We start from the raw sequence: 23,297 nt of genomic DNA on the forward strand, positions 1-23,297 counted from the left end.
TTTTAGAGGGCAGAGATGCCCTCATATTTTTATGGTGATCTTATGAATGTTCGCGCTGCTGCGGCCAATGTCCTTTTTCAGGTTGTCGATAAAGGTCAGTCACTTTCCAACGCTCTTCCTGCGGCTCAACAACACATCAAACCCCGCGATCATGCACTGCTGCAAGAGATTTGCTACGGCGCACTACGCTACCTACCTCGTTTAGAGTCTATCGCTGGTCAATTGATGGATAAGCCACTCAAAGGCAAACAACGCGTTTTCCATCACCTGATCTTAGTGGGAATTTATCAACTCAGCTTTATGCGTATTCCAGCGCATGCGGCCGTGGGGGAAACCGTTGAAGGAACTAAGGCACTGAAAGGGCCTCGATTACGTGGTTTGATCAACGCCGTGCTACGCAACTATCAACGCAGCCAAGAAGAGTTGGATGCATTTGCAGTTAGCCATGATGCAGGCAAATACGGTCACCCAGGCTGGCTACTTAAGCTGCTCAAACAAGCCTATCCAGAGCAATGGGAAAACATTGTTGAAGCCAATAACAACAAAGCACCAATGTGGCTGCGCGTAAACCACCAGCACCATACACGTGATGAGTATGTTCAACTCCTAAGCAATGCAAGCATTGAGCACACCACGCACTCACAAGCTGAAGACGCCATCAAGTTAGCCACGCCATGTGACGTGTACAACCTACCGGGTTTTGAAAAAGGGTGGGTATCAGTACAAGACGCGGCGGCACAGCTGTCGATTGACTACCTAAAGCCACAAGATGGCGAACTTATTCTTGATTGCTGCGCCGCACCGGGGGGCAAGACGGCTCACATATTAGAGCAAACCCAAAATGCTCAAGTTGTTGCGATTGATTGTGATGAAAACCGTTTGAAACGGGTGCACGACAACTTGCAACGCTTAAACCTAACAGCGCAGGTAATTTGCGGTGACGCACGTAAACCAAAAGATTGGTGGCAAGGGGAGCAATTTGATCGCATTCTACTGGATGCGCCTTGCTCAGCGACCGGTGTGATCCGTCGTCACCCAGACATCAAGTGGCTACGCAGAGCAGAAGACATTCAAGCGCTGGCCGAATTGCAAAGTGAAATTTTAGATGCGATGTGGCAACAGCTAAAACCCGGCGGTACTTTGGTTTACGCAACATGCTCCATCACACCACAGGAAAACCGCGATCAGGTTAAAGCATTCCTAGAGCGTACCCCAGAAGCTCAGCTTCAAGGGTCCGAGATCGAAAACCCAGGTCGACAAATTCTACCGGGTGAAGACGATATGGATGGCTTCTACTACGCGGTACTGCGCAAGCAGTAAACCAAACATTGGCGCTCACTCTGAGTGCCTCCCCATGTTTTCTGGGGAATAAACAGTGGTAAACATAGAGAAAACAGTATGAAAATCATCATTCTTGGTGCAGGTCAGGTCGGTGGTACACTGGCTGAGAACCTCGTTGGCGAAAACAACGACATCACCATAGTGGATAAAGACAGTGACCGCTTACGCGAGTTACAAGATAAATATGATTTACGTGTTGTAAACGGCTACGCCAGCCACCCAGATGTGCTGCGCGAAGCAGGCGCACAAGATGCCGACATGTTAGTCGCCGTGACCAACATGGACGAAACCAACATGGCAGCATGTCAGGTCGCCTTCTCTCTGTTTAACACTCCAAATCGCATTGCACGGATTCGCTCACCACAATATTTGACCGAAAAAGAAGCCTTATTCCAATCCGGGGCCGTACCGGTTGATCACTTAATCGCACCAGAAGAGCTTGTAACTAGCTATATTGAGCGCTTAATCCAGTACCCCGGTGCATTGCAAGTGGTCAGTTTTGCGGATCAAAAAGTTAGCCTTGTCGCTGTAAAAGCCTACTATGGCGGACCGCTTGTAGGGAATGCGCTGTCTGCACTGCGTGAGCATATGCCGCATATTGATACCCGCGTAGCGGCTATCTTCCGTCAAGGTCGACCGATTCGCCCTCAAGGCACCACTGTGATTGAAGCTGATGACGAAGTGTTCTTTGTTGCGGCCAGTAACCACATTCGCTCCGTGATGAGTGAGCTGCAACGGCTAGAACGCCCTTATCGCCGAATTATGATCGTCGGTGGTGGTAACATCGGAGCCAGCCTTGCCAAACGCTTAGAGCAAACTTACAGCGTTAAGCTGATTGAACGCAGCTACCAGCGCGCCGAAAAACTTTCTGAAGAGCTGGAAAATACCATCGTGTTCTGTGGTGATGCTGCCGACCAAGAACTACTGACAGAAGAAAACATCGATCAAGTGGATGTGTTTATCGCGCTAACTAATGAAGACGAAACCAACATCATGTCGGCCATGCTCGCCAAACGGATGGGCGCGAAGAAAGCCATGGTATTGATCCAACGCGGAGCCTATGTCGACTTAGTGCAAGGTGGCGTAATTGATGTGGCGATCTCTCCTCAACAGGCCACGATTTCGGCACTGCTCACCCACGTTCGCCGTGCTGACATCGTCAACGTATCTTCATTACGCCGCGGCGCAGCAGAAGCGATTGAAGCCATTGCTCACGGTGATGAAACCACCTCCAAAGTTGTGGGTCGTGCCATTGGCGATATTAAACTGCCGCCGGGTACCACCATTGGCGCTATTGTTCGTGGCGAAGAAGTACTGATCGCTCACGATCGCACCATTATTGAACAGGATGATCATGTGGTGATGTTCCTTGTGGACAAGAAATATGTCCCAGATGTCGAGGCGCTGTTCCAGCCTAGTCCGTTCTTCCTGTAATTGTAAGGTGTTGACGTATGGTCAACTTTCGTCCTGTCTTATTTGTTATTGGGTTAGTGCTTTCCAAACTAGCCCTATTTATGTACATCCCGACACTGGTGGCATTTTTTAGTGGCACCAGTGGCTTCTTAGAGTTTGGTAAAGCCATACTGATCACCCATATCGCGGCTTTCGGCTGTTTAACCTTTGGCCGAACAGAGAACTTTCGCCTAAGTGTGCGTGATATGTTCTTGATCACCAGTTTGGTTTGGACCATTGCCAGTGCCTTTGCTGCCTTGCCTTTTGTGTTTATTAATCACATCAGCTTTACCGATGCTTATTTTGAAACCATGTCTGGCATCACCACAACGGGCTCCACGGTACTCAGCGGGTTAGATAATATGGCGCCGAGTATTTTGCTTTGGCGTTCTATCCTGCAATGGCTAGGCGGTGTGGGGTTCATTGTTATGGCCGTTGCGGTCCTACCGATGCTTAACGTTGGTGGCATGAAGCTGTTCCACACCGAATCATCTGATTGGTCAGACAAATCCAGCCCACGAGCGAAAACCGTCGCAAAAAACATCGTCGCTGTGTATTTGGTCTTAACGCTATTGTGCTTACTCGGTTACTTACTGACGGGCATGAGCTTATTCGAAGCGATTAACCACTCTTTCACCACACTGTCGACCGGCGGTTATTCAACATCAGATGGTTCGATGAACCATTTCTCTAACGGTGCTCACTGGGTTGCAACACTGTTTATGTTCCTCGGTGGTTTGCCATTCTTACTGTTTGTCGCCGCACTGCATAAACGCCGACTCAATGTTTTAGTCAGTGATGCTCAAGTACGTGGTTTTACTTGGCTATTTCTATGCTCAAGCTTGATCGTAGCCGGATGGCTGGTGATCCGAGACGGTTATGCCATGATGGATGCTCTGCGGGTTTCAATGTTTAATATTGTTTCCGTTGTTACGACCACAGGCTTTGGTCTGGAAGATTTTACCGCTTGGGGCGCATTGCCGACGACGTTATTTGCGTTTCTGATGATGGCGGGGGCTTGTTCTGGCTCTACATCGGGTGGTATCAAAGTGTTCCGTTTTCAAATCGCGATGACACTCTTAAACAAGCAAATGATGAAGCTCATCCATCCTTCTGGGGTGTTTGTCCAGCGCTACAATCAACGCCCTGTCAATGATGATATTGTTCGCTCCGTGGTCGCTTTTGGTCTCACCTTCTTCATTACCATCATCGTTTTAGCGGGTGGACTGAGTGCACTTGGACTGGATCCCGTAACCAGCATTTCTGGAGCCATTACCGCTGTCGCCAATGTCGGACCTGGCATGGGGGACGTGATTGGCCCAACAGGCAACTTTGCCCCGCTACCCGATACGGCAAAATGGCTGCTAAGCTTGGGAATGTTAATGGGAAGGCTCGAAATTCTCACATTACTTGTGCTCTTCTTCCCGGCTTTCTGGCGAAGATAAGGAAAATCACAATGAAAAAATGGCTGATACTCGGCACTTGGTTTGCCAGTCAATGCATTTTAGCATCACAAATTGTCACCTTGGCGGATGGTCGCCAAGTTCAACTGAATGATGACTTTACTTGGCAATATATCCACGCGGCATCGGCATCATCTGGAAAAGAGACAAGCCAAGTTGCAGCAATTCCACCAGTAAGCATCACAGCGAATACCACCCTAGTGACGGTGGGCAGCGAAAGAAACACTATGCAACTTTCTGATTACGGTGTGGATGTATTATTGGGAGCAGCTCGCTATGAAGACGGAGAATTACACATCCCCGCGTCTTTAACGAATCAGAGCTCTTCTTCGGTCATTTTCGTTGCCATAGAAGTGACATTAATGAGTGCCGACGGGTATCCACTGGCAACTGAAACGATACCAGTGTGGAAATCCATCAAACGAATGGCGGATACCTACCTTCGACCACAGCAGTCGAAGCAAGGGCAAGAGATCAAACTGCCTGTGAAAAACGCCGAACAATTTAAACTGTCGGCTCGCATTATCGAAGTGATCACCCGTTAAACCGGATCCACATAAAAGTAGATCGCCAAGAAATGGCAAGCGCATCCTGCGAGTACAAAGCCATGCCAAATTGCATGATTAAAGGGAATGCGCTTCGCCACATAAAACACCACTCCAAGTGAATAGGTGATCCCACCCGCCGCCAGTAAGGTGAGCCCGCCGACATCAAGGTTTAATGCCAGCTGATAAATCACGATCAGCGACAACCAACCCATCAAAAGATACGTCATCAACGATAGCTTTTTGAAGCGATAAACAAATGCGATTTTCATGATGATGCCAATTAAAGCAATACTCCAAATCACAATCATCAGACCAATTGCCAATGGCGTGCGCAAACTCACCAACAAGAAAGGGGTGTAGCTGCCAGCGATTAATAAATAAATGGCGCAGTGATCAAAGGTCTTGAGCGCGCGTTTTGTTTTTTCGATAGGAATTGCGTGGTAGAGCGTTGAGGCAAGAAACAGCACAATCATGCTGCCACCATAAATGCTCATACTGGTGATGGTGAGTGCATCAGCGTTGTGTTCAACCGCCTTAAGCAGCAATAAGATTAAACCAACAATGCCAAAAATCATTCCGATACCATGGGTGACGGCATTGGCAATCTCTTCTTTAACACAGTAAGGAGCAGATGAAGATGAGGACATAATCGAGCACTCTGGAGCAAAATTAGAGGGATTACTCCAGAGTATCGCATTTTTAGCTTACACTTGTAAGCTAAAATGTTTTAACTTTTTGTTACGTGGAAGAGTCTAGGTAATCCAGCACCATCTGACCCGCATTCTCTCCAGACGTATGCAATGGAATACTCAATTCACGTTTGAGTTGGCCAATGCCAAGTAGACTCGCCAGCATGCCTTTTGCACCATCGCGATGACGATCAACTTCAAACCATAGCTTTAGCTCTTGCTCCGTCCGATACGCAACAACTTCTAACTCACGCCAACGTCCATGATATGGTCCTGTGGTCGGTACAAATTCAAATTCCTGAACAAAGGGCAGTTCAAAACCATCCACCGCTTCACACTCAACTTGACGGATCCGCAGCCCCTGCTCTTCTAATGCAGTAAAAATCCCATCCATCAATGGATCAGGTCTGACCGTGAGAATATCTTTATCTGTTGGATCGATAGCCATAGCGATATCCAAACCGGTTTCGAGCCAAACTTTGGCATCTCCGATCGTCACTGGCGTATTCCATGGCACATCCAGTTCAACGTTAAAGTCTCTGGTTTCACCAGCACCGATGGTAAACGCATAAGGCAATTTCCAACTGGCCAATACATACGTTTGTGGTGCCCGTTTTGTTCGACCATGACGATCGTTGTCATTGTTGTTGGCCGGCACTTCCTTGATATAACGACAACAGAGTTTGACATCAATGTTGTCTACGTCTTGCTCATCCGAACCACCATACACATGAATAGTGAGTGCGACCTTTTGGCCTGGAAAAAGGGTTTCTTGCTGGAGCACAGAATCTACTTTTGCCGAACCAATACCGAAACTGGCGAGGGTTTTCTTAAAAAACGACATGCTCTCCTCCTTGGTAAACTGACATTCATATCACCAGAGCAATACAACTCATCTCTCTATGCTAATCTGCTTTTCTGTCTCATGGCTACCACTTATCTCACACAATTTTAGTTGCCACACAGCAATATAGCTGACGATATATCGATCAAATTCTTATATGGTGCTAATCTATCCTTGATATGCATGCATATCATCAATCCTGATTGATTACTTTGGATTGGCGAGAGCCAGAAGAGCCACCCTTCAGCGATGAAGCTCAACTCATAATTGATCAGGCCATTACATTGGCAATGGATATGCCTGACAAGTTAGGTAACTTAATGCGCCCAACAGCAGTCAGGTTTTCGCACACAAACCGTAGTGCAATGCGTCGTCGCAGTGGTTTTGCCGCAGCGCCAGTCGCAAAAAAAGTGGCTCCAGCAATGACTTTAGTTGAACGTGATGTCATCTTGGCGTCTACGCAAGACAAAGTGGTTAAAGCTGCATAATTAAAAGCGCAGATCTCTGCGCTTTTTTCTTACCTTCACGGCGGTGATTTGTTACCTTAACCCGCAAATCATTATAACTATTGTGGAGAAAGCTCATGAAATGTCACCGTATCGAGGAATTACTCGAACTGCTCGAGCCAGAATGGCAAAAAGATCAAGATATGAACCTACTGCAGTTCATTGTAAAGCTGGCAAATGAAGCGGGTTACGACGGTAAGCTAGAAGATTTAACCGATGACGTTCTGATCTATCATCTAAAAATGCGTAATAGCAGCAAAGATGAAATGATTCCTGGTTTGAAAAAAGACCAAGAAGACGACTTCAAAACCGCGATCCTTCGAGCGCGCGGCATCATCGAGTAAGCCCCCCCTCTCAGTCAAGCGCGTCACTTATGACGCGCTTTTTATTTCCCCACCTCTCAAATCCCATAAAACTCTATTCCAAGTTTTATTACAGCAGCAGTTCTGTTTTGTTGTTAAAGGTTGATAGCGTTAAAGAAATCAAATTGTTATTAATTGTATAATCGCTCGCCACAACCTTTTCCTAAACTATTAAATAATGTCGCAAAGAGTGTGAACAAAAGAAATCACACCGCATGCCCAAGAAGGAAGCACAATGAGTCAGGATAAAATCGACATCAAAGATGTGACTCCGAAAACGTTTAACCCTAAAGCTCACAAAAGCAAAGGCGACCGTTTTAATCCGAGTAACCGCATCTATGTTCGAGAAAGTAAAGGAACTTTCCAAAAACTTCGCCGCTATGGTGGCTGGTTTTTACTGCTGCTGTTTGCACTCACCCCATGGATTCCCTATGGTGAAAGGCAAGCAATTTTGCTCGATATCGGCCATCAGCAATTCAACTTTTTCGGTACCACCCTGTATCCACAAGATCTTACGCTGCTGGCACTACTCTTTATGATTGCGGCCTTTGGCCTCTTTTTCATTACCACCTTTTTAGGTCGGGTATGGTGTGGTTATCTATGTCCTCAAACCGTTTGGACCTTTATGTACATCTGGTTCGAGGAAAAATTAGAAGGCAGTGCCAACAAAAGGCGTAAGCAAGATTCCAGCAAACCCACATTTAAACTCATCCTTAGAAAAACGGCTAAGCACTTAGCTTGGATAGCCATTGCATTAATCACCGGCCTGACCTTTGTTGGCTACTTTGTGCCAATGAAAGCGCTAGTGGTGAATTTTTTCACTTTCGAGGCAAGCTTCTGGCCAGTGTTTTGGGTGCTATTTTTTGCTGGCTGTACTTACGCCAATGCTGGTTGGATGCGTTCAATCGTCTGTATCCATATGTGTCCCTACGCGCGTTTTCAATCTGCCATGTTCGATAAAGATACCTTTATCGTGGGTTATGACGCCAAACGCGGTGAGGCACGCGGCCCACGCTCACGTAAAGCCGATCCTAAAACCATGGGCTTGGGAGACTGTATTGATTGTGATTTATGTGTACAAGTGTGCCCTACCGGTATCGATATCCGAGATGGTCTGCAATATGAGTGTATAAATTGCGGCGCCTGTATCGATGCATGTAACAACACAATGGATCGCATGGGGTATGAGAAAGGTTTGATCAACTACACCACCGAGCACCGTTTATCTGGCCACCATACCAAGGTCATGCGACCGAAGTTACTTGGCTATGGTGCTGTGTTGTTGGTTATGTTTGCCTTATTCTTCGTCCAAATCGCCAGCGTCGACCCGGCTGGGCTCAGCGTATTACGCGATCGCAACCAGCTGTTCCGAGTCAATTCATCTGGCGAGGTTGAGAATACTTATACCTTAAAAATCATCAATAAAACTCAGCAAGTCCAGCAATATAAGCTAGATGTAACTGGGTTGAGTGATGTTTCTTGGTATGGCAAACAAACGGTGCAAGTGCTGCCGGGTGAAGTATTGAATCTACCAATGAGTCTTGGAGTTCTTCCTGATAGTCTCAACTCACCAATTTCGACAATTCAGTTTATACTGTCGGACAGCGAAGACTTTACAATTGAAGTAGAAAGCCGTTTTATCAAAAAACTCTAGCCTGGCCGACTACCCAAACTTAATGGAAAAGGCTCAGCAATGGGCCTTTTTGTTTTTATGCCAAATACTGCTTTTAACTTTGATGCTTTAACTCCAGATTTCATGTGGTATGCCTTGGAGAGTATCGGTATCCGCGCCGAGTCTGGCTTTTTACCTTTAAATAGCTATGAAAACCGCGTCTATCAGTTCACCGACGAAGAGCGACAACGCTATGTGGTGAAGTTCTACCGTCCTGAACGTTGGAGCCAAGCACAAATTCAAGAAGAGCATGACTTCACGCTAGAATTAGTCGAGTCAGAAATCCCTGTCGCCCCACCCGTGCGCATCAATGGCGAAACCCTGCATCATTATCAAGGCTACTGGTTTGCCCTCTTTACGAGCGTGGGAGGACGTCAATTTGAGGTGGATAATTTCGATCAGTTAGAAGGAGTTGGACGTTTCTTAGGTCGCATCCATAAAGTGAGCAGCCGTACCCAATTTCAACATCGCCCAACCCTTGGTTTACACGAATACCTCTACCAGCCAAAAGAAATTTTACAGCAATCAAGTTTCATTCCGATGCATCTCGAAAATGCGTTCTTCAATGACTTGGATTTGCTGATCAAAGCACTGGAGCAACGCTGGCAAAACAGCAGCCAGATCATTCGCCTCCATGGAGACTGTCACCCGGGCAACATCCTTTGGCGCGATGGTCCCATGTTTGTCGATTTGGATGATTCACGTAATGGTCCTGCTGTCCAAGACTTGTGGATGCTGCTTAATGGTGAACGTCATGACAAACTGGCGCAACTCGACATTATTTTGGAAGCCTACCAAGAGTTTTGTGACTTTGACCACTCAGAGTTGAAACTAATTGAGCCATTGCGTGGTCTACGTATGGTGCATTACATGGCATGGCTAGCAAAACGCTGGCAAGATCCTGCATTTCCTGTCGCTTTTCCATGGTTTGCTGATGCAAAATATTGGGAGAGTCAGGTGTTGGCTTTTAAGGAACAAATTGCGGCATTGGATGAACCGCCATTGTCACTGCTGCCTCAATGGTAAACTGAGGCTCATTGAACCAGGAAGCAGACCAGAATAACTATTATGGAGAAAATAATGAAAAAGCTGTTTGCACTCTTTGCAACTCTCATGATGAGCCTTAGCGCTCATGCCGCTCAATTCAAAGCGGGTGAGCACTACAAAGTGCTTAACCTTGAAGCCTCAAAAAAACCAGTAGTAACTGAGTTTTTCTCATTCTACTGCCCACACTGTAATACCTTCGAGCCAGTGATCCAGCAGTTGAAGAAACAGCTGCCTGAAGGGGTCAAGCTGCAAAAGAATCACGTGTCATTCATGGGCGGGAATATGGGTTTATCCATGAGTAAAGCCTATGCCACTATGGTTGCACTAAAAGTAGAAGATAAAATGGTGCCAGTGATGTTTAACCGCATTCACAACATGCGTAAAGCACCAAAGAATGATGAAGAATTACGTCAAATCTTCTTAGATGAAGGCGTGGATGCGAAGAAGTTTGACGCTGCTTTCAAAGGCTTTGCTGTTGATTCCATGGTTCGCCGCTTTGACAAGCAATTTCAAAACAGTGGTCTCTCTGGCGTACCAGCCGTTGTCGTGAACAATAAGTTTTTGGTTCAACCACCACGTGGGTTCTCAATGGATCAATACTTTGAGCTGGTTAACTACCTACTCACGCAAAAGTAATCAAACAAAAAGGGAGCCAAGGCTCCCTTTTTTATTGCTCATTAATTTGCTTTAACTTTTGGTCTTTCTTGTGCCATACATCCGTCAGCCATAGCTGAAACTGGCGTTTGTATTTCTTATCATTGAAATAATCACCAGTGACTTTCTCATCCACAGGCAGCAGCTCAGTATGCACCACTATTTTCGTCACTTTCCCCATCAACAAATCTTTAAACGGCTTGTTTGTGTTTTTGGGATAAGCCAGAGTGACATCGATAATATGATCAAATTGCTCCCCCATCGCCGCCAATGTATAAGCAATTCCCCCAGACTTGGGTTGTAACAAAAACTCAAAACCCGCTTTACTTTTCGCCTGCTTTTGCTCAGTAAAGCGAGTGCCTTCCACATAATTAACCACCGTTGTAGGCGTATTGCGGAATTTGGCACAAGAACGACGCGTCGTTGCCAAGTCTTGCCCCCGTTTAGCCGGGTTTCGCAGCAAGTATTCACGCGAGTAACGGCGCATAAAGGGCATATCAAGTGCCCAACAAGCCATACCGATAAACGGCACATACAACAATTGCTGTTTAAGAAAAAACTTAGGCATGGGGATGCGGTCTTTAAACACGCAGCACAATACAACAATATCGGTCCAGCTGAGGTGATTAGAGATCATCAAATACCAAGCGTCTTTTTTAAGTCCTTCAACCCCTTGAATATCCCATTCAACACGATTCGAAGCTTTTAAAATCCAAGCATTGACGGTTGCCCACACCCACATCATTTTATTTGCCATCGCTGTGGCATAGGCTTTTAATCGTTGTCCGGGCAATATCAGCTTAAATAAAGCAATGATACAAATAGCGAGAGAACAAAACGCGGAGTTAAGGATAACCAGAGCCGCATTCAATACAAGTAACAGATAAGACAGCATAGAATTTAATAAAGCGCGCGTTAATGATCAATAAAACAGCGTGTAATTATACAAACCCCACCAGAGTTTGGAATCTTTGATGATATGGTCAGATTTGTTGCTTTGATCTATCTATCAAGAGCATTCCATTACAGATGGTGATTATTAAACTATTTGCACGGGTTAGTGATCCACCTTTTATACCGCTTGTGCGGTAAGCTGTTTCAATAAGCGATCCATCGCACGATAACCAAGCGCTTCCGCTAAGTGCTCTCGGCGAATGGCTTCGCTGCCAGCTAAATCGGCAATCGTTCGAGCCACTTTGATGATCCGATGATACGCGCGAATGGAAAGCCCTAAGCGATGTAAAGCGGTTTCTAAAAACTGCGCATCGGTTTTTTCTAGATGACAATAGTGTTCAATTTCTCGACTTCCCAGTAACGCATTAACTTTACCAGCACGCGCTAACATCTGCTCTCGCGCAATCAACACTCGCTCTTTCACCGCTTGTGTAGTTTCTCCGCGATCACCACCTTCTGCCAAAGTGCCTTTCGGTAACGCCGGGATTTCTAAAGACATATCAAACCGATCAAGTAACGGGCCAGACAAACGGCTTAAGTAGCGCAAAATCGTTTGTGGATTTGTCCGAGCTTGAGCGCCTTCATGGTAACCCGTCGGGCTGGGGTTTAAGGCACCAATCAACTGAAAACGAGCAGGAAAACGAGTTTTTCCTTGTGCCCGAGAGATAATGATCTCGCCGGACTCCAGCGGCTCTCGCAACGAATCAAGCACTTTACGTTCAAACTCAGGCATTTCATCAAGAAACAGCAAGCCATTGTGCGCCAAAGAGATCTCACCGGGTCTAGGAATTGTGCCACCACCCACCAATGCCGCCATCGAGCTCGAATGATGCGGCGATCGAAACGGTCGTTGTTTCCAGTTGTTCGCATGGATCTCTTGTTGGGTGAGCGAAGCAACAGACGCCGTCTCCATCGCTTCATCATCACTCATTTCAGGCAGTAAGTCGCACAACCTTGAGGCTAGCATGGTTTTACCCGTGCCGGGAGGACCGAGAAAAAGCAGATTGTGATTGCCCGCCGCTGCGATCTCTAGCGCACGTTTACCTTGCTGCTGACCAATGATGTCTTGCAAGTCTCGCCCCGATGGCGGAGTGGCCTTTGTAGTAGGCTGGATGTGTAAACCTAATGCCTGCTGACCACATAAATCACTGCATACCTCCAGCAATGTTTGTGCAGATTTGTGGCATTCCTTCCCCACTAGTGCAGCCTGATCGCCATTATTATGGGGGACCACTAAACTACGTTGAGTTCGAATCGCCGCTAATGCTGCAGGCAATACTCCCTTGACGGGACGCAATTCACCAGAGAGAGCTAACTCACCAATAAACTCTTTACCTTGTAAGTTCGTTGTTGGTATTTGCTCAGATGCTGCCAAAATACCCAGCGCAATCGGCAAATCAAAACGTCCTCCTTCCTTTGGTAAATCCGCAGGCGCTAAATTCACCGTGATCCGCTTAGCAGGAAACTCAAAACGGGAATTGATAATGGCACTACGCACGCGATCGCGAGACTCTTTCACCGTGGTTTCCGGGAGCCCAACCAAAGTAAACCCCGGCATGCCGTTACTAATATGTACTTCAACCGTCACCTCTGGAGCCTCAACACCTACACTGGCACGACTATGCACTATTGCTAATCCCATCCTATTCCCCATTCATACAGCAGTATTAAATGCGTGATCACTCCGCATACTCAGAGGTTGTTGTATAGCGGATCTAACCAGAAAAATAAGATGGAAAAAGCATGGTTATTTTCTGAACAGCCGACAAAAACACAGAAAACGACCTCTGAAAACGAAAATACAAAAGCCAAAAAAACCAACAAACCATAAACAATTCGTCAATTTATAATTCAAACGTAAAAATCTGCTAACGATATATTCTAAAAATATGCATCAAAAATAAGAATTGCAATTGAGAACAATTTTCATTATTGAATGTTTTGAGAGGATTTGTTTTTTTATTAATAAAGGAAATGACTGCATACCAATTTGGATAGAATCTTATATAGGTATTTTTTTAATTAAGCTCAATTTTAATTGATCTAATTTTTATATTTAATCAATTAATAAAACGGAAATAATATGAAAAACATTAAAGTATTTGTCGCTTCAATTCTTGCCGCTTCTACACTTATGGGTTGTAGTACCATTGAAGAGTCTGCAGCAAAAATGGTGCTTGGTGAAAAGTTTGTTCAAGCAAATGAAGCATTGAACCATTGTGATATGTCAGGTATCGCTTACCTAAAACAAGAAGCAAACAGCGACAATGACTTTATGGCTAGCGCTTCAGCACTAGCACTGGGTGCTCATTATGCTTCTATCGGTGATACCGATAATGTAAATACAATGGCCAATATTCTTGCAAAAGCCTCTGCAGGAAAAACTTCATTTTCACAGGCGAAAAAAGATTTATTAGAAGCTGGGAAATCAACAGGCCAAGATCGCATCAACAATGGCTTTACAGCGTCATGTAAATAATTGATGTAAAAAGTAGCGAGAAGGCTATCCTTCTCGTTATTTTCTCTTCGCTATAAAAATGAATTAGTGAATAACGTTTTATAATTCTTTCAAATAACCCACGCAGAAAACAATAAGTATCTCAAATGCATTAATAGTATTTCTATTTACTCTAGTTAATAACTCTGCTCACTTATTTATCTGATAATAAATGAGGAAATCTCATTTTCTTGCCTCACCATTTACCTTCAACCTTATTTGCTTCGTTTTCAGCTCATATGCATTGCAATGATTAAAAACACGCTATTACATATTGAAGTTGTTATGTGGCATAGGCAGTTGCTGAAAGAATGTGAAAAAAGAATGACTTTTTGCTTGTCATTTAACGGAATTCTGTGTTACCACTAGAGACGCAAACATTTTCGTACCATATTTACGCGACACAACATTAAAGAATAACGATGAACGTTAACACTCGCCTAAACACACTGCTTCTCCTGATTATCGTGGTCATTATTGGCACCGCGCGGGGGCTTGTGGGCGAGAAGTAAACACAAGATTAAAAAAAACCCCCGCACTGAAAAGTCCGGGGGTTTTTTACAACTAGCAGACTTAAAAATACGACTCATTGGGTGTGATTACCCCAAGTGACAGGAAGAATGGGAGCGCACATGACGTGCAAAACAACAAAACAGAACTACAACAGTAGTCTAGGAGGCAAGTAATGACAGGAGCCCAGTTAGTCGTTGCAGCCTTACAGCAACAGGGAATCAAAACCGTATTTGGTTATCCAGGTGGCGCGATCATGCCAATCTACGATGCCTTATATGATGGTGGGGTTGAGCATATTTTATGTCGCCATGAGCAAGGTGCCGCGATGGCAGCTATTGGTATGGCTCGCTCAACTCAAGATGTGGCCGTCTGTATGGCAACGTCAGGACCAGGCGCAACCAACTTAGTGACGGGCCTAGCGGATGCCCTACTCGATTCTGTGCCTATTGTCGCTATCACCGGTCAGGTCGCAAGCTCGCTTATAGGAACGGATGCGTTTCAAGAGATGGATGTGATTGGTATGTCTCTGTCATGTACTAAACACAGTTACCTAGTTACTGATATCAACGAATTAGCACCAACCTTAGCTGAAGCGTTTGAAGTGGCAAAAACGGGTCGTCCCGGTCCAGTGGTTGTCGATATCGCCAAAGATGTTCAGCTTGGTGAAGCACCAGTTTCCATTCTTCCTCCCTTTACTCCCCCAGCTTTACCAGTGGCTAGCGATGAAGATATCGCTAAAGCTCAAGCGTTACTGTCCCAAAGTACTCGCCCGGTGTTGTATGTGGGCGGTGGTGTTCAGTTAGGTAAAGCCACTGATGCAGTTCGTGAGTTTCTGCGCCTTAACCCAATGCCAGCAGTCAGTACCTTAAAAGGTCTCGGAACCATTGAGCGTCATGATCCTCATTATTTAGGCATGCTTGGTATGCACGGCACTAAAGCGGCCAATCTAGTGGTGCAAGAAAGTGATCTGTTGATCGCCGTCGGCGCACGTTTTGATGACCGAGTCACCGGTAAACTTGATACCTTTGCGCCCTATGCAAAAGTCATTCATGTTGATATTGATGCTGCCGAATTCCACAAGCTGCGTCAGGCCAATGCTCCCGTTCGAGGTGATATCAACGATATCTTGCCCAAGCTAGAACTGAGCCAAGATATCACACCATGGGTACAGCATAGTGAAAGCCTACGCAGTGGTTTTAAGTGGCGTTATGATCACCCGGGTGATCTTATCTACGCGCCACTATTACTTAAGCAGTTGTCGGACATGATGCCAGACAGTGCAATCGTCTCTACCGACGTGGGTCAACACCAAATGTGGGCTGCCCAGCACATTCAACCTCGAGAACCACAAAACTTCATCACCTCTGCGGGTTTGGGCACTATGGGCTTTGGACTGCCCGCCGCCATGGGCGCAGCTGTTGCACGACCACAAGATCAGTCGATACTTATATCAGGTGATGGCTCGTTTATGATGAATGTCCAAGAGCTGGGAACTCTCAAACGTCGTCAGATCCCGGTAAAAATCGTCTTATTGAATAACCAACGTTTGGGTATGGTTCGTCAGTGGCAATCGCTCTTTTTTGATGGCCGCCACAGTGAAACCATTCTCGATGACAACCCAGATTTCGTCATGTTGGCAAAAGCATTCGATATTCCGGGTAAAACCATCACCAAGAAAGAAGAAGTTGAACCTGCCCTCAAAGAGATGTTGGCAAGCAAAACATCTTACTTGCTTCATGTTTTAATCGATGAAGAAGAAAATGTATGGCCGCTGGTACCACCCGGCGCATCAAACACGGACATGTTGGAGAACACCTAAAATGGAAAGATATCTACTAGACATCAAAGCCGACGATAAACCGGTACTGTTAGAACGTGTTCTTCGTGTGATCCGCCATCGTGGCTTCATCATCAAACAAGTTGCTGCCACGCAAAACCACGAAAGTAAGGTGGCTAGCGTAGAAATCATCGTCGACAGTGATCGCCCAATCTCATTCATCACAAAACAAATTGAAAAACTATGGGATGTGCGTACCGTCGAAGTCACCCAAATCGCCAGTGACGAACTACCGAATAACAATTTACAACAAAAGATTTGTGCATAAGGAAGGCAATAAATGGCAACAAAATCGACTGCAGATTTTATCTGGTTTAATGGAAAAATGGTTCCATGGGCTGAAGCGAACGTTCACGTATTAACTCATGCAATGCATTATGGAACTTCCGTATTTGAAGGGGTTCGTTGCTATAACACCCCAAAAGGCCCGATTGTTTTCCGTCATTTAGAGCACGCTAAACGCCTAAAAGACTCTGCAAAAATTTACCGCTTCCCAATTCCATACTCAGTGGAAGAAATCATGGAAGCAACGCGCGAAACGCTGCGTCAAAACAAACTCGACAACGCTTATATTCGTCCTCTCGGTTTTGTGGGTAACGTCGGTCTTGGTGTATGTCCTCCCGTTGGTACAGAAATGGATCTCATCATCGCCGCATTCCCGTGGGGGTCTTATCTAGGTGAGGAAGCGCTAGAGAAAGGCGTTGATGCGATGATCTCAAGCTGGAACCGCGCTGCACCAAACACCATTCCTACTGCCGCAAAAGCGGGTGGTAATTACCTATCTTCGCTACTAGTCGGTGGTGAAGCTCGTCGCCACGGCTACGATGAAGGTATCGCACTCAGTGTTGACGGTTACCTATCAGAAGGTGCGGGTGAGAACATCTTTGTGATTAAAGATGGCGTGATCACCACTCCACCAGCAACCAGCGCAATCCTACCTGGCATCACACGCGATTCGATCATGACAATTGCTCGCGATCGTGGCTACGAAGTGCGTGAAGCCAACATTGCACGTGAAGCCCTTTACTTAGCAGACGAAGTCTTCATGACAGGTACAGCAGCAGAGGTCGTTCCTGTTGCGACTATCGACAAGATTGAAGTGGGTACAGGCAAACGCGGCCCAATTACCAAAGAGCTACAAGAAGCTTACTTTGGTCTATTCAATGGCACCACTGAAGATAAGTGGGGTTGGTTGGACTACGTATACCCAGAAGACGCGGCAAAATAAGGAAGTAGTAAGATGCCTAAATATAGATCAGCAACCACCACTCATGGTCGCAACATGGCCGGTGCTCGTGCCCTTTGGCGCGCAACTGGGGTAAAAGACGAAGACTTCGGTAAACCAATCATCGCTGTTGTGAACTCATTCACCCAGTTTGTACCAGGCCACGTGCATCTAAAAGATATGGGTCAACTGGTTGCACGTGAAATCGAAAAAGCGGGCGGTATCGCCAAAGAATTTAACACCATTGCGGTCGATGATGGTATCGCAATGGGTCACGGTGGCATGCTTTACTCACTGCCATCACGTGAACTGATCGCCGACTCGGTAGAGTACATGGTCAACGCACACTGCGCGGATGCGATGGTGTGTATCTCTAACTGTGACAAAATCACTCCGGGAATGCTGATGGCGTCAATGCGCCTCAACATTCCAGTGATCTTTGTCTCTGGCGGTCCAATGGAAGCAGGTAAAACCAAGCTTTCTGATCAAATCATCAAACTCGACCTTGTCGATGCGATGATCCAAGGCGCAGACCCGAAAGTATCGGACGAACAAAGCGAGCAAATCGAGCGTAGTGCGTGTCCAACCTGTGGTTCATGTTCAGGCATGTTTACTGCAAACTCAATGAACTGTCTGACTGAAGCCCTTGGCCTCTCTCAGCCAGGTAACGGCTCAATGCTAGCAACGCACGCAGACCGTGAGCAGCTATTCCTCAATGCAGGTCGACGCATTGTTGAACTGACCCGTCGTTACTACGAGCAAGATGACGAATCTGCATTACCACGCAACATCGCGACGTTTGACGCATTTGAAAACGCCATGGCGTTAGATATCGCAATGGGTGGTTCAACCAACACCATCCTTCACCTGCTAGCGGCAGCGCAAGAGGGTGAAGTCGATTTCGATATGGAAGATATCGATCGCCTGTCTCGCCAAGTGCCACACCTATGTAAAGTGGCACCATCAACGCAGAAATATCATATGGAAGACGTACACCGCGCTGGTGGTGTCATGGCTATCCTTGGTGAGCTTGACCGCGCAGGTCTACTTCATAATGAAGCTCGCACGGTACTTGGTCTTTCAATGAAAGAGCAGCTAGCAAAATACGACATTATCCAAACCGAAGACCAAGACGTACTCAAATTCTACCGTGCCGGTCCTGCTGGTATCCGTACCACTCAAGCTTTCTCACAAGATTGTCGTTGGGATCGCCTTGATGATGACCGTGCGGAAGGTTGTATCCGCACCAAGGAAAATGCCTTTAGCCAGGAAGGTGGCCTAGCGGTACTGTCAGGTAACATCGCACTAGATGGCTGTATTGTTAAGACAGCGGGCGTTGATGAGAGCATTCTTAAATTCACTGGCCCTGCCGTGGTATTCGAAAGCCAAGAAGACGCCGTTGAAGGCATCTTGGGTGGCAAAGTCAAAGCCGGTGATGTAGTGGTTATCCGCTATGAAGGCCCTAAAGGTGGTCCGGGTATGCAAGAAATGCTTTACCCAACCACTTACCTGAAATCTATGGGTCTTGGTAAAGAGTGTGCGCTACTGACTGATGGCCGTTTCTCTGGTGGTACATCGGGCTTGTCTATCGGTCACGCTTCTCCTGAAGCAGCAAACGGCGGTGCTATTGGTCTGGTTAAACAAGGCGATATGATCGCAATTGATATTCCAAACCGTTCAATTTCCCTCGAAGTTTCTGAACAAGAGCTTGCTGAACGCCGTGCAAAACAAGATGAACTAGGCTGGAAGCCTATTGATCGTCAACGTGAAGTTTCATTTGCACTTAAAGCGTACGCAAGTATGGCAACCAGTGCTGACAAAGGTGCAGTACGAGATAAATCTAAGCTAGAGGGCTAGCTTATGACTCTGACATCGCAAACTGGCGCAGATTATCTGCGCCAGATCTTAAGGGCTCCAGTCTACGAAGTGGCAACGGTAACGCCACTTCAGGAGATGCCTCGCCTTGCTGCTCGTATTGGTAACAATGTGCAGATCAAGCGTGAAGACCGTCAACCCGTGCACTCATTTAAATTACGCGGTGCCTACAACATGGTGGCAAGCCTGTCTGAAGCGCAAAAAGCCGCAGGTGTAATTGCAGCATCTGCAGGTAACCACGCTCAAGGCATGGCGCTTTCTGGTACTAAGCTGGGTATTAAAACCACCATCGTGATGCCAAAAACTACACCAGACATCAAAGTCGATGCAGTACGCAGCTTTGGTGGTAATGTTGTTCTGCACGGTAGCAATTTTGATGAAGCGAAAGCGGAAGCAGAACGTTTGTCGGCAGAACATGGCTATACCTTTGTTCCTCCGTTTGACCATCCGTTGGTCATTGCTGGCCAAGGCACGATTGGTATGGAGATGCTGCAGCAAAACGGTCATCTTGATTATATCTTTGTCCCAGTCGGTGGCGGCGGCTTAGCCGCAGGTGTCGCAGTACTGGTGAAACAGTTGATGCCTGAAATCAAAGTGATTGCCGTTGAGCCTGAAGACTCTGCATGCCTGAAAGCAGCACTCGATGCGGGCGAACCAGTCGTTCTCGATCAGGTCAGTATGTTTGCTGATGGTGTTGCGGTTAAGCGCATTGGTGAAGAGACATTCCGTCTATGTCAGAAATACATTGATGGCCATATCTCAGTATCTAGCGATGAAATCTGCGCTGCGGTCAAAGACATCTTTGAGGACACACGTGCGATTGCCGAGCCTTCTGGTGCGCTTGCACTCGCTGGCCTTAAGAAGTTTGCCGAACAAAATGAGCTTAAAGGTAAAAACTTAGGTACGGTTTTATCGGGTGCGAACACCAACTTCCACGGTCTGCGTTATGTCTCTGAGCGTTGCGAACTGGGTGAGAAACGTGAAGGTCTATTAGCCGTAACCATTCCTGAGCGTCAAGGCGCGTTCTTTGAGTTTTGTAACTTGATTGGTGGCCGAGCGGTAACCGAGTTTAACTACCGTTATAACGATGACGCACTGGCGAATATTTTTGTCGGTGTGCGTCTGCAAGGTGGTCAAGAAGAGCTGGATAACATCATTCATGATCTGCGCGAAGGTGGCTACCCAGTTGTCGACCTCTCCGATGATGAAATGGCGAAACTTCATATTCGTTACATGATTGGTGGTAAACCATCCAAACCACTCAAAGAAAGGTTATACAGCTTTGAGTTTCCAGAGTACCCCGGCGCTCTGGTGAAATTCCTAAGTACGCTAGGCACACACTGGAATATCAGCTTATTTAACTATCGTAATCATGGTGCCGACTACGGCCGCGTACTGTGTGGTTTTGAGTTAGATGAGTCGGATCTGTCACAGTTTTCCGCGCACTTACGTGAGTTGGGTTACCAGTGCAAGGATGAAACCGACAATCCGTCTTATAAGTTTTTCCTTTCGTGAATCGATAAAGCCAGTCATCCGACTGGCTTTTTTATTGAATCATCGCCTGGTTAATGCGCCTTATGCATACATATAATGCTAAAGTTTCATTTTAGTCATACCTAATTTCAGACTACACTCATTGTCAGTTTTTAAATGTTTGCTGCCCAGCAGCGGAGACCTGTTATGTTTAACGCTCTGATCTTAAACCAAGAAGAAAAACGTACCATTGCGACCATCGAACAAATCGAAGAAGCGCAATTACCTGAAGGTGACGTGTTGATTGATGTGGATTATTCATCTCTCAATTACAAAGATGGCCTTGCTATCACAGGTAAAGGAAAAATCATCCGTAACTTCCCGATGGTACCAGGTATCGATCTAGCAGGTACTGTGGTGAGCTCTGAAGATGCTCGCTACCAAGCTGGCGATAAAGTCGTCCTTACGGGTTGGGGCGTGGGTGAAAACCACTGGGGTGGTATGGCACAACGTGCTCGTCTAAAAGCGGATTGGTTAGTACCACTACCAAACGGGATCGACAGCAAAAAAGCAATGATGGTCGGTACGGCGGGCTTTACAGCAATGCTTTGTGTACAAGCTCTTCTTGATGCAGATATCAAACCTGAAGCGGGTGAAATCCTCGTTACTGGCGCGAGTGGCGGTGTAGGTTCAGTTGCGGTAACACTTCTGGCTCAACTAGGTTATAAAGTGGCAGCGGTAACAGGCCGTGTTGAACAAAACGGTCCGCTACTAGAAAAGCTAGGTGCTAGCCGCATCATCGACCGTGTTGAATTTGAAGAGCCTGCGCGTCCACTTGAAAAGCAAGTATGGGCTGGCGCAGTTGATACCGTCGGCAGCAAAGTATTATCAAAAGTATTGGCGCAGATGGATTACAACAGTGCAGTCGCAGCTTGTGGTCTTGCTGGTGGCTTTGACCTACCAACCACAGTGATGCCATTCATCCTGCGTAACGTTCGTTTACAAGGTGTGGATTCTGTTTCATGCCCATTTGAAAAACGTACTGCAGCATGGGAAAAATTGGTTGAACTACTACCAGACAGCTACTTCGAACAAGCTTGTACTGAAGTAGAACTAGCAGAAGCACCAAAATACGCTGAAGACATCACAAACGGCCAAGTAACTGGTCGTGTGGTTATCAAGCTATAAGCGTTAACTCTTCGATAGAATAAACAAAGCCGGGTCATTGCCCGGCTTTTTGCTATTTCGATTTTCGGAAAGATCAGTCCAACCCCATGTCTTCTATTCGCTTGGCAATCAGGCGGCTACATTCTTCGCGCACTACTGCACGCAGCCATTCTTGAGCCGGAGAGTGCTCGCAGCGTGCATGCCAAATCATTGAATACTCAAACGGCGTGAACTGAAAGGGTAGCGGCTTCACTACTAAGTCATAGCGCTCGGCAACCAAATACGCTAAATCGGCAGGCACGGTAATAATGATTGGCAAGGTATCGACGATCGCCAGCGCCGCTTCTAAGTGATAAGCACGTAGTACCATTTTACGTTTGGGCTGATCCATTAACGCTTGTTCAATCAACGCCTTAACCCCATCACTGATGGCAATCATTGCATGTGGATGACTGAGGTAATCATCCAAGCTCATCTCTTTTTCGGCTAATGGATGTTGTTTGGAGAGCAAGCACAATACTCCTACACGACCCAGCACTTCACTACGCAGCGGCTCAACCGGCCCTGTCGGGCGACAAATTGCTAAATCAGCCCCTTCATAAGTCAGTTGATCGGATAGACGATCATGCTGCAGTGGTAAAAAGTTAAATGACACATGAGGTGCTTCTTGATAAATGCGTGGCAAAGCGAAAGGCAGAATTGTCTGCATCGCATAGTCGGTCGTTGCAATGGTAAAAGTCTGCTCACAGCTCTTAGGTTCAAACTCAACAGGTGAAAGCAGCTGGCGTAAAGATTCAAGAGGCTCACCAAGCGAACGATCAATCTCAAGTGCTTTTTCAGTCGGAATTAAGTGTTGCCCTTGACGAGTGAAGAGCGGGTCACCTAATAATTCTCTTAGTCTTCCTAATACTCGGCTCATAGCTGATTGACTGAGGTTAAGGCGGTTTGCTGCCTTACTGACACTGCTTTCTTCAATCAATACTCGTAAAGCAACAAGAAGATTGAGATCTCGACGATAAATGTCTTCTAATTCCACAAAGGGTCACTTAGTTAATAGGATGGCATGATGTGATTGTAACTCGTAGGCAAAAAAAATCCCGCCTTTCAGCGGGGAAGCCCAAGAAAACTGGGGATAGTGTCGGAATGTAATCTGGCGTAGTTACAAGTGAAAAAAATAA

Annotated in this window: 21 protein-coding genes; 16 read left to right on the forward strand and 5 right to left on the reverse strand. The window is 46.3% G+C overall.

The genetic code is table 11. The features are described from left to right. The first annotated feature begins 42 nt into the window (after nt 1-42). The 4 genes from rsmB (at nt 43) to ACQEXS_RS19250 (ending at nt 4,801) form a co-directional block, all read left to right on the forward strand. On the forward strand, nt 43-1,320 hold the full coding sequence (gene rsmB / locus ACQEXS_RS19235) for a 16S rRNA (cytosine(967)-C(5))-methyltransferase RsmB (protein WP_427014877.1): 1,278 nt from the start codon (nt 43-45) through the stop codon (nt 1,318-1,320). A 78-nt stretch (nt 1,321-1,398) separates the two neighbouring features. After that, entirely contained in the window at nt 1,399-2,775 is a 1,377-nt protein-coding gene (trkA, locus tag ACQEXS_RS19240; RefSeq protein ID WP_367987736.1) for a Trk system potassium transporter TrkA, read from the forward strand. 17 nt (nt 2,776-2,792) lie between these two features. Continuing rightward, nucleotides 2,793-4,238 (forward strand): TrkH family potassium uptake protein, encoded by a 1,446-nt coding sequence (locus tag ACQEXS_RS19245; protein ID WP_367987735.1) that lies wholly within the window; start codon nt 2,793-2,795, stop codon nt 4,236-4,238. 11 nt (nt 4,239-4,249) lie between these two features. Then, on the forward strand, nt 4,250-4,801 hold the full coding sequence (locus ACQEXS_RS19250) for a DUF3157 family protein (RefSeq protein WP_427014878.1): 552 nt from the start codon (nt 4,250-4,252) through the stop codon (nt 4,799-4,801). Here the strand turns inward: ACQEXS_RS19250 and trhA are convergent. Together trhA and ACQEXS_RS19260 are read right to left on the reverse strand one after the other, a co-directional pair. Next, complete coding sequence (gene trhA / locus ACQEXS_RS19255; RefSeq protein WP_427014879.1) at nt 4,798-5,451, reverse strand: PAQR family membrane homeostasis protein TrhA; 654 nt, start codon at nt 5,449-5,451, stop codon at nt 4,798-4,800. The genes ACQEXS_RS19250 and trhA overlap by 4 nt on opposite strands. A gap of 91 nt (nt 5,452-5,542) precedes the next feature. Next, a complete protein-coding gene (locus ACQEXS_RS19260; protein WP_367987732.1) occupies nt 5,543-6,337 on the reverse strand; it encodes a sporulation protein in 795 nt (264 codons plus the stop codon). Nucleotides 6,338-6,633: 296 nt separating this feature from the next. Between ACQEXS_RS19260 and ACQEXS_RS19265 the strand changes: the two genes are divergently transcribed. From ACQEXS_RS19265 to ACQEXS_RS19285, 5 genes are all read left to right on the forward strand, one after another. Then, complete coding sequence (locus ACQEXS_RS19265; RefSeq protein WP_427014907.1) at nt 6,634-6,825, forward strand: hypothetical protein; 192 nt, start codon at nt 6,634-6,636, stop codon at nt 6,823-6,825. 95 nt (nt 6,826-6,920) lie between these two features. Then, entirely contained in the window at nt 6,921-7,187 is a 267-nt protein-coding gene (locus tag ACQEXS_RS19270; RefSeq protein ID WP_367987731.1) for a YihD family protein, read from the forward strand. 253 nt (nt 7,188-7,440) lie between these two features. Then, the gene (gene ccoG, locus ACQEXS_RS19275) at nt 7,441-8,859 is read left to right on the forward strand and encodes a cytochrome c oxidase accessory protein CcoG (RefSeq protein ID WP_427014880.1); all 1,419 of its coding nucleotides are present in this window, start codon (nt 7,441-7,443) and stop codon (nt 8,857-8,859) included. Between the two features lie 57 nt (nt 8,860-8,916). Continuing rightward, nucleotides 8,917-9,903 carry a serine/threonine protein kinase gene (locus tag ACQEXS_RS19280; RefSeq protein WP_427011790.1) on the forward strand — a complete coding sequence of 329 codons (987 nt, stop codon included), beginning with the start codon at nt 8,917-8,919 and terminating at the stop codon, nt 9,901-9,903. Nucleotides 9,904-9,957: 54 nt separating this feature from the next. After that, entirely contained in the window at nt 9,958-10,560 is a 603-nt protein-coding gene (locus tag ACQEXS_RS19285) for a thiol:disulfide interchange protein DsbA/DsbL (protein WP_427011760.1), read from the forward strand. A 31-nt stretch (nt 10,561-10,591) separates the two neighbouring features. Here the strand turns inward: ACQEXS_RS19285 and ACQEXS_RS19290 are convergent, their stop codons facing one another. After that, a complete protein-coding gene (locus ACQEXS_RS19290) occupies nt 10,592-11,473 on the reverse strand; it encodes an acyltransferase (protein ID WP_427014881.1) in 882 nt (293 codons plus the stop codon). 177 nt (nt 11,474-11,650) lie between these two features. Continuing rightward, complete coding sequence (locus tag ACQEXS_RS19295; protein WP_427014882.1) at nt 11,651-13,174, reverse strand: YifB family Mg chelatase-like AAA ATPase; 1,524 nt, start codon at nt 13,172-13,174, stop codon at nt 11,651-11,653. Nucleotides 13,175-13,615: 441 nt separating this feature from the next. Here ACQEXS_RS19295 and ACQEXS_RS19300 point away from each other — a divergent pair, with 441 nt between their 5' ends. The 7 genes from ACQEXS_RS19300 to ACQEXS_RS19330 all read left to right on the forward strand — a co-directional run bounded on the left by ACQEXS_RS19300 (nt 13,616) and on the right by ACQEXS_RS19330 (nt 22,140). Continuing rightward, on the forward strand, nt 13,616-14,011 hold the full coding sequence (locus ACQEXS_RS19300) for a hypothetical protein (protein ID WP_427014883.1): 396 nt from the start codon (nt 13,616-13,618) through the stop codon (nt 14,009-14,011). Nucleotides 14,012-14,714: 703 nt separating this feature from the next. Then, on the forward strand, nt 14,715-16,361 hold the full coding sequence (ilvG, locus tag ACQEXS_RS19305; protein ID WP_427014884.1) for an acetolactate synthase 2 catalytic subunit: 1,647 nt from the start codon (nt 14,715-14,717) through the stop codon (nt 16,359-16,361). Between the two features lies 1 nt (nt 16,362). Then, a complete protein-coding gene (gene ilvM, locus ACQEXS_RS19310; RefSeq protein WP_427011765.1) occupies nt 16,363-16,647 on the forward strand; it encodes an acetolactate synthase 2 small subunit in 285 nt (94 codons plus the stop codon). Between the two features lie 12 nt (nt 16,648-16,659). Then, nucleotides 16,660-17,607: a branched-chain-amino-acid transaminase gene (gene ilvE, locus ACQEXS_RS19315; RefSeq protein ID WP_427011766.1), complete on the forward strand. Its 948-nt coding sequence runs from the start codon at nt 16,660-16,662 to the stop codon at nt 17,605-17,607. 12 nt (nt 17,608-17,619) lie between these two features. After that, nucleotides 17,620-19,461: a dihydroxy-acid dehydratase gene (ilvD, locus tag ACQEXS_RS19320; RefSeq protein ID WP_427014885.1), complete on the forward strand. Its 1,842-nt coding sequence runs from the start codon at nt 17,620-17,622 to the stop codon at nt 19,459-19,461. 3 nt (nt 19,462-19,464) lie between these two features. After that, nucleotides 19,465-20,994 (forward strand): threonine ammonia-lyase, biosynthetic, encoded by a 1,530-nt coding sequence (ilvA, locus tag ACQEXS_RS19325; RefSeq protein WP_427011768.1) that lies wholly within the window; start codon nt 19,465-19,467, stop codon nt 20,992-20,994. Nucleotides 20,995-21,159: 165 nt separating this feature from the next. Next, nucleotides 21,160-22,140 (forward strand): MDR family oxidoreductase, encoded by a 981-nt coding sequence (locus ACQEXS_RS19330; protein WP_427011769.1) that lies wholly within the window; start codon nt 21,160-21,162, stop codon nt 22,138-22,140. A gap of 73 nt (nt 22,141-22,213) precedes the next feature. On the opposite strand, the gene ACQEXS_RS19335 is transcribed toward ACQEXS_RS19330, so the two are convergent. Beyond that, nucleotides 22,214-23,155, reverse strand: coding sequence for a LysR family transcriptional regulator (locus ACQEXS_RS19335; RefSeq protein WP_367987717.1), 942 nt, complete (start codon nt 23,153-23,155; stop codon nt 22,214-22,216). Nucleotides 23,156-23,297 lie beyond the last annotated feature (142 nt).

The sequence above is a fragment of the Vibrio sp. TRT 17S01 genome (assembly GCF_050113695.1).
Classification (GTDB): domain Bacteria; phylum Pseudomonadota; class Gammaproteobacteria; order Enterobacterales; family Vibrionaceae; genus Vibrio.

Excerpts from the sequence above, each read along its gene's own strand:
- rsmB (WP_427014877.1), top strand. The coding sequence starts at position 43 with ATGAATGTTCGCGCTGCTGCGGCCAATGTCCTTTTTCAGGTTGTCGAT.
- trkA (WP_367987736.1), top strand. The coding sequence starts at position 1,399 with ATGAAAATCATCATTCTTGGTGCAGGTCAGGTCGGTGGTACACTGGCT.
- ACQEXS_RS19245 (WP_367987735.1), top strand. The coding sequence starts at position 2,793 with ATGGTCAACTTTCGTCCTGTCTTATTTGTTATTGGGTTAGTGCTTTCC.
- ACQEXS_RS19250 (WP_427014878.1), top strand. The coding sequence starts at position 4,250 with ATGAAAAAATGGCTGATACTCGGCACTTGGTTTGCCAGTCAATGCATT.
- trhA (WP_427014879.1), bottom strand. The coding sequence starts at position 5,451 with ATGTCCTCATCTTCATCTGCTCCTTACTGTGTTAAAGAAGAGATTGCC.
- ACQEXS_RS19260 (WP_367987732.1), bottom strand. The coding sequence starts at position 6,337 with ATGTCGTTTTTTAAGAAAACCCTCGCCAGTTTCGGTATTGGTTCGGCA.
- ACQEXS_RS19265 (WP_427014907.1), top strand. The coding sequence starts at position 6,634 with ATGCCTGACAAGTTAGGTAACTTAATGCGCCCAACAGCAGTCAGGTTT.
- ACQEXS_RS19270 (WP_367987731.1), top strand. The coding sequence starts at position 6,921 with ATGAAATGTCACCGTATCGAGGAATTACTCGAACTGCTCGAGCCAGAA.
- ccoG (WP_427014880.1), top strand. The coding sequence starts at position 7,441 with ATGAGTCAGGATAAAATCGACATCAAAGATGTGACTCCGAAAACGTTT.
- ACQEXS_RS19280 (WP_427011790.1), top strand. The coding sequence starts at position 8,917 with ATGCCAAATACTGCTTTTAACTTTGATGCTTTAACTCCAGATTTCATG.
- ACQEXS_RS19285 (WP_427011760.1), top strand. The coding sequence starts at position 9,958 with ATGAAAAAGCTGTTTGCACTCTTTGCAACTCTCATGATGAGCCTTAGC.
- ACQEXS_RS19290 (WP_427014881.1), bottom strand. The coding sequence starts at position 11,473 with ATGCTGTCTTATCTGTTACTTGTATTGAATGCGGCTCTGGTTATCCTT.
- ACQEXS_RS19295 (WP_427014882.1), bottom strand. The coding sequence starts at position 13,174 with ATGGGATTAGCAATAGTGCATAGTCGTGCCAGTGTAGGTGTTGAGGCT.
- ACQEXS_RS19300 (WP_427014883.1), top strand. The coding sequence starts at position 13,616 with ATGAAAAACATTAAAGTATTTGTCGCTTCAATTCTTGCCGCTTCTACA.
- ilvG (WP_427014884.1), top strand. The coding sequence starts at position 14,715 with ATGACAGGAGCCCAGTTAGTCGTTGCAGCCTTACAGCAACAGGGAATC.
- ilvM (WP_427011765.1), top strand. The coding sequence starts at position 16,363 with ATGGAAAGATATCTACTAGACATCAAAGCCGACGATAAACCGGTACTG.
- ilvE (WP_427011766.1), top strand. The coding sequence starts at position 16,660 with ATGGCAACAAAATCGACTGCAGATTTTATCTGGTTTAATGGAAAAATG.
- ilvD (WP_427014885.1), top strand. The coding sequence starts at position 17,620 with ATGCCTAAATATAGATCAGCAACCACCACTCATGGTCGCAACATGGCC.
- ilvA (WP_427011768.1), top strand. The coding sequence starts at position 19,465 with ATGACTCTGACATCGCAAACTGGCGCAGATTATCTGCGCCAGATCTTA.
- ACQEXS_RS19330 (WP_427011769.1), top strand. The coding sequence starts at position 21,160 with ATGTTTAACGCTCTGATCTTAAACCAAGAAGAAAAACGTACCATTGCG.